Consider the following 14,167-nt stretch of genomic DNA (forward strand, 5'->3'; position numbering starts at 1 on the left):
CTGAGTCACACCCCGAGCTTACTCGGCTGAGCGCCTCGCTCCGGAACGCTAGTCGGCCTTGCGGACCTTCTTCGGCGCCCCGGTGACCGCCCGGCCGGCCAGTTCCTTGGCCTTGGTGGCGTAAAGATCCACGTATTCCTGGCCGGACAGCTCCATGATCTTGTACATGATCTCGTCGGTGACCGCCCGAAGGATGAGACGGTCGCCCTCCATGCCGTCGTACCGGGAGAAGTCGAGTGGCTCGCCGAACTTCACCGTGGGGGAGGCCAGCGAGGCGACCACCTTGCCGGGCGGGGCGACCACGTCGGTACCGATCACACCGCAGGGAATCACCGGCACCTTGGCCTCCAGGGCCAGCCGGGCGACACCGGTACGGCCCTTGTAGAGCTTGCCGTCGTGCGACCGGGTGCCCTCGGGATAGATGCCGAACAGCTCACCCCGGTCGAGCACCTTCAGCCCGGCCTTGAGCGCGCCGTCGGAGGCGGAACCGCCGGTCCGGTCGATCGGGACCTGGCCGGTGCCCTTGAAGAACCCGCGCTGGAACCGGCCCTTGAGCCCGCCGCCGACGAAGTAGTCGGACTTGGCCACGAACGTGACGCGCCGGTCGACCACCAGCGGCATGAAGATCCAGTCCGCGTACGAGAGGTGGTTACTGGCGATGATCGCCGGTCCGGTCGCCGGAATATGCTCGGCGCCCTCGACCTTGGGGCGGAAGACGCGGCGCACGGGCGGGCCGAGCAGCACGTGCTTGAGCATCCAGTAGATGCCCTTGCCGTCACCCGCGCCGGCGTCCATGGCCGGGTCGACCGGTGCCGCCGGTTCCGTCATCGATGGTCCCTTTCCTCACGTGCTCGGGGCACTCATGATGCCGTACCCGGGCCCGGGCAGGTGAACCTTCCGGCGATCCTGGAATCGCCGGAAGGTCCACCGCCCCCACTGGTATCAGCCCGGTCAGCCCTTGAAGCGGCTGTCAGCCGGTCAGCCCTTGAAGCGGCGGCAAGGGTCGCCGACCCAGACCGTCTTGCCCCGGTCGACGGTCACGTCGCGATTGCCCAGCAGCTTGCCGCCCTTGGTGTAGCAGCTCAGCTTCCAGCTCTCCTTCACGCCGGTGTACGACGCCGGCGTGGGCGGAGCGAACTCGACCGAGCCGGTCCAGTCGGCCGTCTCGCCACCGTCGAAGTTCTCCACCCGAACGGTGTAGTTCCCCGGAACCGGGTCAAGCAGCACGGCCACCTCCGGATCGGCCACCGAGGCCGCCTGCGCGACCTGCTTGCCGTCCGGCCCGATGATGTACACGTCCCAGTCCACACTCGGCTTGTTCCAGCCGATCTTGATCGTGGCCTTGCCGTTGTCGGCCTCCGGCGGCGCCTTGATCGTGAACGTCGCCGTCTCGGACTGGCCCTTGGCCGGAATGCCCGCCGGGTTCGTCAGCGTCACACCAGGTTGCGTCGGCGCGACCGGGTCACGGCCCCAGCGGCCGGCGACGTACGGCCGGGTGGACGGGTTGACCGACCACTTGAACAGACCGAGGCCGGTGTCCAGGCTCGACTCGAGCCGGTCGGTGTAGATGATCGGGTCCTTCGTCGTGCCGTCCGGCTGGATCACCGGCGAGGTCGGCGTCTGGAAGGTCTTGCTGATCTTCAGGGTCCGGCCGGGCGTGGTGGCGCCAAGAATGGTCGAGTGCAGCTTGGCGTTGCCCGTCGCCTCGCTCATCCGCAGCAGCGCCTCGCGGTTACCGCCCTTACCGGCGCCGGGCGCGGGGGCCTGGCCGAGGTAATGCGCGACCACCCCTTCGGCGTACGGCGGGTGGAAGGCGGATCCGATCTCGAAGGTGAAGCCGAAGCCACCCGTGGCCCAGTAGCTCCAGTCCTCGGTCGTACCGGTGGTGTCGTACAGCTGGTAGCTCGGCTGGTTGACGTAGCCGTTGGCACCGGCCAGGGAGGCTCCGAGCGCCTTGTAGACGGGCTCGTCCGGCGGAGCGCCTGCGGCCAGTAGGCCCGGCGGACGCAGTACGAGGTTCGAGAAGGTGTGCAGGGTGACTAGACCCGTCACCTGGCGGTTCGAGACGACCCAGCGCACGTTCTGGACCTCGGGCAGGATCGACGGGCCGTCGCCGCGGTACGTCGTACTGCGGTAGTTGGAGCTTGCGCCCGGTCCACCCCAGAAGCCCGGGTAGTTCCGGTTCGGGTCGGTACCACGCTCAACGCCCTGCGGGTTGTTGCCACAGTCGCCACCCATTTCCTCGGGCAGCGTCTTGGCCGTCACCTCACAGCTCTTGCGCTTCATCTCATAGTCGAACTTCGAGAAGTCACCCTTCGGCAGGGCTTCCCGGGAGGTGTTGAAGCCATCCACGTTCACGATCGGTACGACGATGGTGCGGGTCTTGTGCACGATCGAGGTGATCCGCTTGTCCTTGCCGAAGTTCTTCACCAGGTCGAACGCGTACTCCATCGCGGTCTCACCCGACGGCCATTCGCGGGCGTGGTGCGCGCCCATCAGGAAGAACACGGGCTTACCGTCGTTCACGTTGGCCGGGTTGGTGGTGATCTCGATGCCCCGGACCGTGCGGCCTTCGCCGGACTTGTAGGGCAGCGTGATCGGCTTGACCAGCTTCGGGTACTTCTTGGCCAGCAGAGCCAGGTCCGCCTCGTAGTCCGGCAGACGCCGGTACGAGTCCCGGCCGCTGGGCAGCGGTGAGACGGCCGTCGCGGCGGCGTACCGGGCGTCGGCGGCGCGGTCGAGGCGGTTCTGCTCGGTGACGTCGGCGACCTTGACGGTCCACTCGTAGCCGGCGGACTTCAGCAGGCTGCGCTCGCGCTCGTCACCGGCGAACACCGTGACGGAGTCGGCGTCGGCCTGCTCGGTCACGTCGAAACCCAGCTTGATCAGCTTGTCGCGATCGGCCCGGGTCGGCGTACTCACGTCGAGCAGTTGTGATCGATTGTCCGGCGGCGGTTCGGCCTGGGCCGGGGCAGGTAATCCCTGCAGCCCGGTGGCCACCGCGGCGACAGCGGCCGCGCATCCGACCACCGCGGTACTGCGGCGCTTCGTCCATGTCATACGGGCGTACCCCCACTCTGTCGGACCGCGGCTGGCGGGTGCCGGGCAGGCGGACGCGGTACGACCTGTGCGCACATGCTCACCCGCCGTACCGCCGAAGTCGAGCGGTCCGGCCGGATCGGCGCGGGATTTCGCGGGAAACCCTTCGCGGACACGCGCTGACAATTGTCGGTGGCGGTCCGTAGCCTTTGGGGTGGTCAGGTTCCGCCCGGGATCTGCCTGACGTGGGGTGGAGGCTCATCATGCGGATTCGGTTCCGACGGCTGCTCGCGGCGGGCACGGTGGCGGCGACGGCTTTGGCGGCGCTGCCCTTGGCGCCGGCGGCCTCGGCGCCACTCGAGGCGCCACTGGCGGCGGCTGAGCCGGCGGCGAAGGTGGTGCCGATCCAGGTGACCGGGCCCGCGTCGTCGCGGTTCAACCTGGTCGTGATGGGCGACGGCTACACCGCGGCCGAGCTGCCGAAGTTCCGCGAGCAGGTGGACAAACACCTGAACGTGTTGTGGAGCATCGAGCCGTTCAAGTCCTATCGCAGCTACGTCAACGTCTACGCGATCGAGATCCCGTCACCGCAAAGTGGCGTCGACTGCGATCCGAACCTGACCTCACCCAAGGTCGAAACCCCTTTGAACATGGGCTTCTGGGGCGGTTGCAATCCCGCAAGCGTGCAACGTGCCCTGGTGGTCGGCACCGCCGCGGCCATCAAGTACGCCGATCTCGTGCCCGGCACCACCGCGGCCAATCGCCAGGTCCTTGCCATCGGCAACAGTGACACCTACGGCGGTACCGGCGGGACCTACGCGACCGCCTCCGGTGGCAACGCGATGTCCGCGCTGATCACCCCGCATGAACTCGGGCACTCCCTCGGCGGACTGCAGGATGAGTACGACTACTACGCCCGCGGCGAGCGTGGCGCGCCCTACGAGGGTGGCGAGCCCACCTCGATCCACCACACCCTGCTGACCGAGCAGCAGATGGCCGCTCAGCAGAAGAAGTGGTTCCGATGGCTGGGGGAGCCGAGTGAGTCCGGCGGCGTGATCGGCCGCTACGAGGCCGGGTTGTATGCGGGATCGGGTGTCTGGCGGCCCAGCCGGCACTCGATGATGAAGGTGCTCGGCTACTACTTCGACCAGGTCTCCCGCGAGCGGATGACGCAGCGCATCTCGTCCCGCGCGGCCTTGTTCCAGGCGAGTACGCCGACTACCGGGCCCGTCGCGGGCGACCAGGTGGTGTGGTTGCAGACGTTGCACCCGCTGTCGCATGAGCTCGACGTGACCTGGACGCTGGACGGCGTCCCAGTTCAGGGCACGGACAACCGGCGCCAGCTGGATCTGGCGAAGCTCGGCCTGACCGGTGCGCACACGCTGAAGGCGACCGTGACCGACCCGACCGACTTCATCCGGGACCCGGCCGTCCGCCCAACCGCCAGCCGGACCTGGACGGTCAACGCCTCGCTCTCGGCCGGATCGTTCGACGCGGAGCCCGAGATCGTGGCCTCGACCTCGGTGGACCACCCGGTGGGCGGCGATCAGGTCGTGTACGTCGAGACGACGCAGGCCGACGACGCCGTACCGGCCGTTTCCTGGCAGGTCGACGGCAAGCCCGTCGCCAACCCGGGCAACGACCGCGACCTGGAGCTGGCGCCGCTGGGCCTGACCGGCAGGCACACGCTGACCGCCTCGGTCGGCGCTTCCACCCGGACGTGGACGATCGACGCCCGCGAAGCCCTGGTGGAACACCAGATGTCGAAACCGCTGGTCACGGTTCAGAAGGCGACCGGCCCGGAGTACATCTACAACGGTCCGTTCACGATGGGGCTCACCACCTCGGACGACACCGACGGCTACGTCGTGCCTGAGTTCCGGGTCAACGGCGACGGTTGGTACAACTACTTCGGCTGGCCGACCGACGCGAGCAAACCGTTCACCTTCACCGCCGAAGGCACGGTCATCGACTCGCTCGTCTACGGCAAACTCGGCCCGGCCCGGATCGTGCCGTGGGACGACGTACCGCCTGGTTATGGGCGGCACGGCATCGAGTACCGCGCGATCGATGCGGCAGGCAACGTTGGTGACCCGCGCAGGTTCGTCGCCACCCTGCTGCGCTCACCCGCCGCCTGCGGACGAACCCTGACCGGCACGCACAACGCCTCGTTGACGATCACTTCCGGTGTCACCTGCCTCAACGGCGCGCGGATCAACGGCCCGGTCAAGGTCGCGGCCGGCGCCACCCTCGTCGCGACCGACGCGTTCATCGGCGGTCCGGTTCGGGCCACTTCGGCGGCAGCGGTCCACTTGCTGCGGACGACGGTCGCGGGACCAGTCGCCCTCAACGGCACCACCGGCACGGCCGAGGTGATCGGTTCCACCATCGGCGGTCCGGTCGAGATCACCGCCGCGCGTACCAGTGAGCCCGCCGCCGTCGCGGGTAACACGATCGCGGGACCGTTGCGGTGTGCGGCCAACACCAAGGCGCCCACGAATCTGCAGGCGCCGAACCGTGTCGCCGGACCCAGGGGAGGCCAATGCGCGACGCTCTGACCGGTTTCCCGGCGGCGGCTGCCAGAATGGCGAGGTGTCACCGACTCAGGCCCCGCCGTCACAGCAGTTGCCCGCCGTCCAGAAGCTGAGGATCCGCTTCGCCAAGCGGGGGCGGCTGCGATTCACCTCGCACCGGGACTTCCAGCGGGCCTTCGAGCGGGCCGTCCGGCGGGCGGAGCTGCCGGTGGCGTTCTCGCACGGATTCAGCCCGCACCCGAAAATCTCGTACGCCGGCGCCGCGCCGACCGGGGCCGCCTCCGAAGCGGAGTACTTGGAGATCTCGCTCACATCCGAGCGGGAGCCCGAGCAGGTCCGGCGGGCGCTCGACGAGGCGCTGCCGCCCGGGCTGGACGTGCTCGAGGTGGTTGTCGCTGGCCCGGGTTCGCTGGCGGACCAGCTGGAGGCCAGCGAGTGGGAGATCCGCCTACCCGGTACGGATCCTGACGAGGCAGCCAAAGCGGTCGAGCAATTCCTCGCGGCGGAAGAAGTTCTGGTCGAACGCATGACCAAACGGGGTATTCGCTCGTTCGATTGCCGGGGAGCGGTTCTCCGACTCGCAGTCGTCACTGGCGGGCCGGACGCACAGACGTGTGCGATACTGCAAGTGGTCGTACAGCACGGAACCCCGTCTGTTCGACCCGACGACGTTCTCGCCGGCGTGCTCGAAGTAGCGACGCTCGCCGTGACGGGCCCGGCTTTATTGACCAGGCTCGCGCAGGGGCCGCTGCAAGCGGACACCGGCACTGTGGACGATCCGCTCGCCCGAGACCGCGACGCCACCCAGGCGACCGCGACCGGACAGGCGGACCCCGCCCACCAGACGCATTCAGCGGAGAGCGACGCCGCCGCTCCACCTGCGTCTTAGCACCCGCGGGAGAGCGGATCCAGCAGGCTTCCGCCGCTCCGGCACTGTCGCGGGCGGCGAACCGAGACCGCCTTGCGGCTGCGCCGGGCCCGTGACAGGGGCCAGGGGGCGCGCCGGGGGCCTGAGGAGACCGCACCGCATGCTCGAAAACGAGCCGACCACCACAAACGAGAGCGCGACCGACGGAAGTACCGGCGAGACCGGCACCTCGTCCCGTCCCGCCCGCAAGCGCGCCACCGGCCAGACCGCGAAGCGCACCGCCGCGAAGCGAACCAGCAAGAAGGCCGCCGCATCCGCCGCCGAGGTATCGGCGCCTGAGGCCGAGGTCAGCACCCAGTCCGACGCCGCGAGCGCGGACCCCGCGCCGGCGCCGACCAAGCGCGCCGCCAAGAGTGCGGCTGCCAAGACCACCGCTGCGAAGACCGCCGCGAAGAAGTCGCCCGCCAAGCGCACGGCCAAGAAGGCCGCCGCCGCTCCGGTCGAGGCGCCCGCCGAGGCCTTCGCCCCCGCTGAGACCGCGGCCGAGTCCGCTCCGGCTCAAACCGCTTCGGCAGAGGCCGCTTCGGTAGAGACCGCTCCGGCCGAGGCTGCGTCGGCTGACGCCGCGCCGGCGAAGAAGACCTCGCGCAAGCGTGCGACCAAGAAGGCGCCCGCGCCGCAGCCCGACCTGCTGTCGGCTGATTCGCCCGTGACCGACGGTCCGACCGCCGATGCCGAGCAGGCTCCGGCCGCCGCCACGACCGCCGGCGCCGATGAGACCTCTGCCGCCGAGTCCGCGGGGTCCGAGACCCCGGCCGAAAGCGGCAGCAGCCGTTCCAGCCGTCGTACCCGTAGCCGCTCCAACCGCGCCGCCAAGGCCGCCGAAAGCGCGCTCGCCGAGGCCGCCTCCGCCGAGGACTCCACCGAGGACGCCGAGGCTGCGGTTGCCGCCGAGGCTCCTGCCGAGGCGCCGGTCGAGGTTCAGGCCGAAGCGCCCGAGAGCACTCGTCGTACCCGACGCCGTGCGCCCGCCGTCGCGGCCGTGTTGTTCCAGCCGCCGGTCGAGGTTCCCGCTGCGCCCACCTCCGCGCCGGAGGCCGACGCCCCGGCCGAGGCCGCCCCGACCACGAGCCGTCGCCGCCGTACGCGTGGTGCCGCCGTGGATGAGCGCGGTGCCGCTGCCAACGAGGCCGCCGAAACGACTGTCACCGAGACGCCGAGCGTTGAGGTCCCGAGCGAGGGTGACGCCGACGAGGCGCCGCGCCGTTCGCGCCGGAGCCGGTCGCGCCGCAACCAGGTCGAGGAGACCCCGGTTGCCGTCGAGGCCGACGAAGAGGACGAGGACGTCGACGCGGAGCTCGAGGAGACCGACGGCGAGGACGAGGCCGACGAGACCGAAGAGACCGAAGCCGCCGAGGGCGAGAGCGAGGGCACCCGCCGTCGCCGTCGTCGTCGCGGAGGCCGTCGCCGCCGTAAGAACGGTGACGCCGACGGTTCGGACGACTCCGACGAGACCGACGCCGCGGACAACGCCGAGGGCGAGACCGACGGCCAGGACGACGACGCCGAGGCCCAGGCCGACGGCGAGGATGGCGACGACACCGACGGCGAGGGCGGTTCTTCCTCGCGCCGCCGTCGCCGCCGCCGTCGCCGCAAGGGCGAGGACGCCGCGGCCGCTCCGGATGACCCCGAAGAGATCGTCGTCCGGGTCCGCGAACCCCGCAGCAAGAACACCGCGAACGAGATCACCGCCATCGAGGGCTCGACCCGGATGGAGGCCAAGAAGCAGCGCCGCCGCGAGGGTCGCGCCGCCGGCCGCCGTCGCGCGCCGATCGTCACCGAGGCCGAGTTCCTGGCCCGCCGTGAGTCGGTCGACCGCACGATGGTCATCCGGGCCCGCGACGATCTCACCCAGATCGCCGTGTCCGAGGACAACGTGCTGGTCGAGCACTACGTCGCGCAGGCCGAGCAGAGCTCGCTGATCGGCAACGTGTACCTCGGCCGGGTGCAGAACGTGCTGCCTTCCATGGAGGCCGCGTTCATCGACATCGGCAAGGGCCGCAACGCCGTGCTGTACGCCGGTGAGGTGGATTGGGCCACGCTGGGCGCCGGTAACGGCCCGCGCAAGATCGAGGCCGTGCTGAAGTCGGGCCAGGCCGTGCTCGTCCAGGTCACCAAGGACCCGATCGGTCACAAGGGCGCCCGCCTGACCAACCAGATCAGCCTGCCCGGCCGGTACGTCGTGTACGTACCGCGCGGTGGCAACGGCGGGATCAGCCGCAAGCTGCCGGACACCGAGCGGAACCGCCTCAAGGGCATCCTCAAGGACATCGTTCCGGACGAGGCGGGCGTGATCGTCCGTACCGCGGCCGAAGGCGCCTCGGAGGAGGAGCTGACCGCCGACGTCAGCCGCCTGAAGGCGTACTGGGAGGACATCGAGAAGAAGTCGAAGTCCGGCCAGGCCCCGCAGATGCTGTACGGCGAGCCCGACCTGCTGATCCGCGTGGTCCGGGACCTGTTCACCGAGGACTTCGCGAAGCTGGTCATCTCCGGCGACAACGCGTTCGACATGGTCAGCGAGTACGTCTCCGGCGTCGCGCCGCACCTGGCCGACCGGGTCGAGAAGTGGTCGCCGGAGTCCGGTGACGTGTTCTCGAACTACCGGATCGACGAGCAGATCAAGAAGGCGCTCGACCGCAAGGTCTGGCTGCCGTCGGGTGGTTCGCTGGTGATCGACCGGACCGAGGCGATGACCGTCGTCGACGTCAACACCGGCAAGTTCACCGGCTCCGGGGGCAACCTCGAGGAGACCGTCACCAGGAACAACCTGGAGGCCGCCGAGGAGATCGTGCGCCAGCTTCGGCTGCGCGACATCGGCGGCATCATCGTGGTCGACTTCATCGACATGGTGCTGGAGTCGAACCGGGACCTGGTCCTGCGCCGGCTGGTCGAATGCCTGGGCCGCGACCGGACCAAGCATCAGGTGGCGGAGGTCACATCGCTCGGCCTCGTGCAGATGACGCGGAAGCGGATCGGCACCGGCCTGCTGGAGGCCTTCGGCGAGAACTGTGACCACTGTGGTGGGCGCGGGCTGATCCTGCACGACGAGCCGAAGGACGCCAAGAAGCGGTCCGACGGCGGTTCGGGCTCCGGCTCCGGCGGCGGTCAGGGTGGCGGCGGTAATGGCGGCCGTGGCCAGCAGAACGGCCAAGGCGGCCAGAACAGCCAGAGCGGTCAGAACAGCCAGGGCGGCCAGAACGGTCATCAGGCCGGCCCGGGCGCTCAGAACGGCCAGAATGGCCAGCAGAGCGGTCAGGCGGCCGCGAACGGTCACGCGCCCGACGAGGGTGCGAAGAAGACGTCCCGGCGCGGTCGTGGCCGGGGTAAGGCAAAGCAGGACGCCGTTGAGGAGCAGCCGGAACACCCCGGTGACGCTGCTCAGCGGCTGGCCGAGATCGCCGCGGCGACCGGTGTGATGACCCCAGTTTGACCCGCTTGTGACGCGCGCCGTAAACTTGCCTTTCGGCGCGCGTCTCGCGTGCCTCATTTGTGTGGGCCGCGAGCAGGTCTGACGCAGGCCCCGCAGTGTGTGTGTAGAGACTTTTCCGAACAAACAGAGAGCGAGATCCACGGTGTACGCGATCGTGCGCAGTGGCGGCACCCAGCAGAAGGTCGCCGTCGGCGATGTCATCGAGATCGACAGCCTGACCGACGAGGTGGGCGACACTGTCACCCTGCCGGCGGTCATGGTCGTCGATGGCGACACCGTGACGACCGATGCGGCTTCGCTGGCCAAGGTTGCCGTATCGGCTGAGGTTTTGGGCCGGACCAAGGGCCCCAAGATCCACATCCTGAAGTTCAAGAACAAGACCGGTTACCGCAAGCGCCAGGGGCACCGCCAGCACTACACCCAGGTCAAGGTCACCGCGATCGACGCTAAGAAGAAGTGAGCTGACAAATGGCACACAAAAAGGGCGCAGCGTCCACCCGTAACGGTCGCGACTCCAACTCGCAGCGCCTCGGCGTGAAGCGTTTTGGCGGTCAGCTGGTCAACGCCGGCGAGATCATCGTTCGCCAGCGGGGCACCCACTTCCACCCGGGCAGCCTCGTCGGCCGTGGCGGCGACGACACGCTGTTCGCGCTGGCGGAGGGCAAGGTCGAGTTCGGTACCCGTCGCGGGCGCCGGGTCGTCAACATCGTGCCGACCCCGGTCGCGGCGGAGTAGTACCGCCACCCGGTATCGGTAACAGCCTTAGTGAGGCGGGTCGCGGAAATTTCGCGGCCCGCCTTTCACGTTGTTGTCTGAAGCATGCAGAAGCGTTGCTTGAGGCAACGGCAAACAGTAGGAGAGGTTCACCATGGCAATTCCCAGCTTCGTCGACCGGGTCACCGTCAACGTGACCGGTGGCAACGGCGGAAACGGTTGTGCCTCGGTGCACCGCGAGAAGTTCAAGCCGCTCGGCGGTCCCGACGGCGGTAACGGCGGCGACGGCGGCAGCGTCATCCTGCGCGTCGATCCCGACGTCACCACGCTGGTCGACTACCACCGGTCCAGCCACCGCTCCGCCAAGAACGGTGACCAGGGCAAGGGCGATCACCAGGCCGGCGCCAACGGCGGCAACGTGATCCTGCCCGTGCCCGACGGCACCGTCGTCAGCACGCCCGACGGCGAGGTCCTCGCGGACCTGGTCGGCCCCGGCGCGGAGTACGTCGCGGCCCAGGGCGGTAAGGGCGGCCTCGGCAACGCCTCACTGGCCAGTGCTGCCCGCAAGGCCCCCGGCTTCGCCCTGCTGGGTGAGGACGGCGAGGCCCGCACGATCGTGCTCGAGCTCAAGGTCGTCGCGGATGTCGGCCTGGTGGGTTACCCGAGCGCCGGGAAGTCCTCGCTGGTCGCCTCGATCAGCCGCGCCCGGCCGAAGATCGCGGACTACCCGTTCACGACCCTGATCCCGAACCTGGGTGTTGTCGTCGCGGGCGAGACCACCTTCACCGTGGCCGACGTACCAGGCCTGATCGAGGGCGCGAGCGAAGGCCGCGGCCTTGGGCACGACTTCCTCCGCCACGTCGAGCGCTGCGCCGCCCTGGTGCACGTGGTCGACTGCGCGACGTACGAGCCGGGCCGCGACCCGCTCAACGACCTCAAGGTGATCGAGGCCGAGCTGGCCGCCCATGGTGGGCTGGAGGACCGGCCGCGCCTGGTCGCGCTGAACAAGATCGACGTGCCCGACGCCCGCGAGATCGCCGAAATGGTGACCGCGGAGCTGCGCGAGGCCGGTATGAAGGTGTTCCCGATCTCGACCGCGAGCCACGAGGGCCTGGACGACCTCAAGTTCGCGATGGCCGAGGTGGTTCGTACCCGTCGCGAGGAGACGCCAGCGCCGGAGGCGACCCGGATCATCATCCGGCCGTCCGCCGTCAGCGGGCCCGAGTTCAAGGTCATCAAGACCGACGACGGCTGGCTCGTACAGGGGGAGAAGCCGCTGCGCTGGGTCCGCCAGACGGACTTCGGCAACGCCGAGGCCACCGGCTACCTGGCCGACCGCTTGAATCGGCTTGGTGTCGAGCGCGAACTGCTGAAGCTTGGCGCGGTCGAGGGTGACGCCGTCATCATCGGCGACGGCCCGAACGCGATCGTGTTCGACTTCGCGCCCGAGGTGCAGGCCGGTGCCGAGATTCTGGCCCGCCGTGGCGAGGACCACCGCCTTGAGGAGCCGCGTCCGGCCGTCAAGCGCCGTCGCGACAAGGACGAGGAGTACCACGCCTTCAAGGCGGGCGAGCTCGAAGCGCCCGCCGACCTGTCCGAGTACGGCAAGGGCTGGGTCGAGGACGAGGTCGACCTCAGCCCTGCCGAGGCGAAGGCGGCGGAGAAGGCCGCGGCCAAGGCCGCCCGGAAGGCCGCGATCGAATGAGCCTGCGGCCCCAGGTCACCGGAGCCGGCCGGATCGTCGTCAAGGTCGGCTCCTCCTCGCTCACCGAGCGTGGACGCATCGACCTGGACCGGATGCGCCTGCTCGTCGACGCGATCGCGGCCCGGCGCATCGACGGTACCGAGGTGGTGCTGGTTTCTTCCGGCGCGATCGCCGCAGGTCTCACTCCGATGGGTCTGCGGTCCCGCCCGCGCGACCTCGCCACCCAGCAGGCTGCCGCCTCCGTAGGCCAGAGTCTGCTGATGGCCCGCTACAGCGAGGCCTTCGCCACGCACGGCCTGAAGGTCGGACAAGTCCTACTGACCGTTGACGACGTCACCCGGCGCAGCCACTACCGCAACGCGTTCCGGACGTTCGCGCGACTACTCGAGCTCGGCGTCGTACCGATCGTCAACGAGAACGACACCGTCGCAACCACCGAGATTCGCTTCGGCGACAACGACCGCCTCGCAGCTCTCACGTCCCACCTGGTCCACGCCGACCTGCTGGTGCTGCTGTCCGATGTAGACGGTCTGTACGACGGTGACCCCCGCAAGCCCGGTACGACGATGCTGACGGAGGTTCGTGGGCCTTCGGACCTCCAGGCCTTGCAGATCGGCCGTACCGGCTCATCCGGCGTAGGCACTGGCGGCATGCAGACGAAGGTCGAGGCCGCTGGAATCGCTACCGAGGCGAGCATCCCGGTCGTACTCACCTCGGCTGGTCTAGTGGGAGAGGCCCTCCGAGGCGAGAAGGTCGGCACGTACTTCCACCCGACGGGCCGACGTCGCAAGACCCGGCTGCTGTGGCTCGCCCACGCCACGTCGGGCCTAGGCCGGCTCAGCCTGGACGAAGGCGCCGTACGGGCCGTCGTTCAGCGCCGTACGTCCCTCCTCCCGGCAGGTATCAGCAAGGTCGAAGGCGTCTTCTCGGCCGGCGATCCCGTCGACCTGGTCTCACCCGACGGCGTGGTCGTCGCACGCGGCCTGGTGAACTACGACGCCTCGGAACTCCCGGATCTCCTAGGCCGTTCGACCCGGGATCTGGCTCGCGAACTAGGCGCCTCGTACGAACGCGAGGTAGTCCACCGCGACGACCTCGTCATCCTGAAATGAAGCTCGCCTGGGGCCTCCTAGCGGCCTGGATCCTCCATGACCTCGAGGAACTAGCCACCATGCCCAGGTGGTCCCACCAGGCACCCGACCAAATCAACACAGCGCTCCGCTCGGCCTTTCCCGCCACCTTCCCTTCGACCTCTCCCTCGTCGCCGGGGGCGACGCACTGGGTGCCTTCGGGGTCGGTGCACTCCGGATTGGACCCGGTTTTGCGCTCGGCGTTGCCGATGTCCCGTGCCGAGGCGGCGACCGCGATCGGGCTGGTCGGGGTCGTGATGGCAGCAGCATCCGTCCAGGGCGCTCGCACGGGAGGCCGAAGTGCCTTATTCCAAAGCGCTTCGGCGGGTTTTGCTTTGCATGCGGTCACGCATCTGGCCCAGTCGGCCGCCCTTCGCCGCTACACACCCGGCCTGATGACAACCCCGCTAGTGGTCATCCCATACGCCCTCTGGGCCCGCCGCGAAATGCGCAACATCCCCAAGGCCCCCACCAACCCAGCCTTGACCACCGCTCTAGCCCTAGCCGTCCCCGCGGCCCACCTCCTTGCCCGCCTCCCACGCCTCCGCCACAGCCCTCGAACGCGACCACCGCACCCGCCGCGCCCCTCTACCTGACCCCAAGTCCTCCCAGGTCAGGCCTGACCCCGAGTCCCTCCCCGGTCCGGTCAGCGCGCGAGCCCACGTACTGCACACACTCAGCCCGCAC

Annotated in this window: 10 protein-coding genes; 8 read left to right on the forward strand and 2 right to left on the reverse strand. The window is 69.2% G+C overall.

Annotated features, from left to right (window positions below):
* Window positions 1–48: 48 nt before the first annotated feature.
* Window positions 49–828, reverse strand: a complete 780-nt coding sequence (locus tag ACFFGN_RS00930) for a lysophospholipid acyltransferase family protein (RefSeq protein ID WP_380043283.1) — start codon at window positions 826–828, stop codon at window positions 49–51.
* Between the two features lie 150 nt (window positions 829–978).
* Window positions 979–3,060, reverse strand: a complete 2,082-nt coding sequence (locus ACFFGN_RS00935) for a M14 family zinc carboxypeptidase (RefSeq protein WP_380043284.1) — start codon at window positions 3,058–3,060, stop codon at window positions 979–981.
* A 242-nt stretch (window positions 3,061–3,302) separates the two neighbouring features.
* Between ACFFGN_RS00935 and ACFFGN_RS00940 the strand changes: the two genes are divergently transcribed.
* From ACFFGN_RS00940 to ACFFGN_RS00975, 8 genes are all read left to right on the forward strand, one after another.
* Window positions 3,303–5,597: a M64 family metallopeptidase gene (locus ACFFGN_RS00940; RefSeq protein WP_380043285.1), complete on the forward strand. Its 2,295-nt coding sequence runs from the start codon at window positions 3,303–3,305 to the stop codon at window positions 5,595–5,597.
* A 34-nt stretch (window positions 5,598–5,631) separates the two neighbouring features.
* The gene (locus ACFFGN_RS00945) at window positions 5,632–6,462 is read left to right on the forward strand and encodes a TIGR03936 family radical SAM-associated protein (RefSeq protein ID WP_380043286.1); all 831 of its coding nucleotides are present in this window, start codon (window positions 5,632–5,634) and stop codon (window positions 6,460–6,462) included.
* A 139-nt stretch (window positions 6,463–6,601) separates the two neighbouring features.
* Window positions 6,602–9,931: an Rne/Rng family ribonuclease gene (locus ACFFGN_RS00950; protein ID WP_380043287.1), complete on the forward strand. Its 3,330-nt coding sequence runs from the start codon at window positions 6,602–6,604 to the stop codon at window positions 9,929–9,931.
* 142 nt (window positions 9,932–10,073) lie between these two features.
* On the forward strand, window positions 10,074–10,391 hold the full coding sequence (rplU, locus tag ACFFGN_RS00955; protein ID WP_380043288.1) for a 50S ribosomal protein L21: 318 nt from the start codon (window positions 10,074–10,076) through the stop codon (window positions 10,389–10,391).
* A gap of 8 nt (window positions 10,392–10,399) precedes the next feature.
* Window positions 10,400–10,666 carry a 50S ribosomal protein L27 gene (gene rpmA, locus ACFFGN_RS00960; protein ID WP_380043289.1) on the forward strand — a complete coding sequence of 89 codons (267 nt, stop codon included), beginning with the start codon at window positions 10,400–10,402 and terminating at the stop codon, window positions 10,664–10,666.
* A 133-nt stretch (window positions 10,667–10,799) separates the two neighbouring features.
* Entirely contained in the window at window positions 10,800–12,350 is a 1,551-nt protein-coding gene (obgE, locus tag ACFFGN_RS00965) for a GTPase ObgE (protein ID WP_380043290.1), read from the forward strand.
* On the forward strand, window positions 12,347–13,462 hold the full coding sequence (proB, locus tag ACFFGN_RS00970) for a glutamate 5-kinase (protein WP_380043291.1): 1,116 nt from the start codon (window positions 12,347–12,349) through the stop codon (window positions 13,460–13,462). Before obgE ends, proB begins: the two co-directional genes overlap by 4 nt.
* A complete protein-coding gene (locus ACFFGN_RS00975) occupies window positions 13,459–14,076 on the forward strand; it encodes an HXXEE domain-containing protein (protein WP_380043292.1) in 618 nt (205 codons plus the stop codon). The genes proB and ACFFGN_RS00975 overlap by 4 nt, the downstream gene beginning before the upstream one ends.
* Window positions 14,077–14,167: the final 91 nt, after the last annotated feature.

The organism is Kribbella deserti, from assembly GCF_042434725.1.
Taxonomy (GTDB): domain Bacteria; phylum Actinomycetota; class Actinomycetes; order Propionibacteriales; family Kribbellaceae; genus Kribbella; species Kribbella deserti.

What these genes read in the sequence shown, in the direction of transcription:
- ACFFGN_RS00940 (WP_380043285.1), top strand. Translation starts at nt 3,303, where the DNA reads ATGCGGATTCGGTTCCGACGGCTGCTCGCGGCGGGCACGGTGGCGGCG.
- ACFFGN_RS00930 (WP_380043283.1), bottom strand. Translation starts at nt 828, where the DNA reads ATGACGGAACCGGCGGCACCGGTCGACCCGGCCATGGACGCCGGCGCG.
- ACFFGN_RS00935 (WP_380043284.1), bottom strand. Translation starts at nt 3,060, where the DNA reads ATGACATGGACGAAGCGCCGCAGTACCGCGGTGGTCGGATGCGCGGCC.
- proB (WP_380043291.1), top strand. Translation starts at nt 12,347, where the DNA reads ATGAGCCTGCGGCCCCAGGTCACCGGAGCCGGCCGGATCGTCGTCAAG.
- rpmA (WP_380043289.1), top strand. Translation starts at nt 10,400, where the DNA reads ATGGCACACAAAAAGGGCGCAGCGTCCACCCGTAACGGTCGCGACTCC.
- ACFFGN_RS00975 (WP_380043292.1), top strand. Translation starts at nt 13,459, where the DNA reads ATGAAGCTCGCCTGGGGCCTCCTAGCGGCCTGGATCCTCCATGACCTC.
- ACFFGN_RS00950 (WP_380043287.1), top strand. Translation starts at nt 6,602, where the DNA reads ATGCTCGAAAACGAGCCGACCACCACAAACGAGAGCGCGACCGACGGA.
- obgE (WP_380043290.1), top strand. Translation starts at nt 10,800, where the DNA reads ATGGCAATTCCCAGCTTCGTCGACCGGGTCACCGTCAACGTGACCGGT.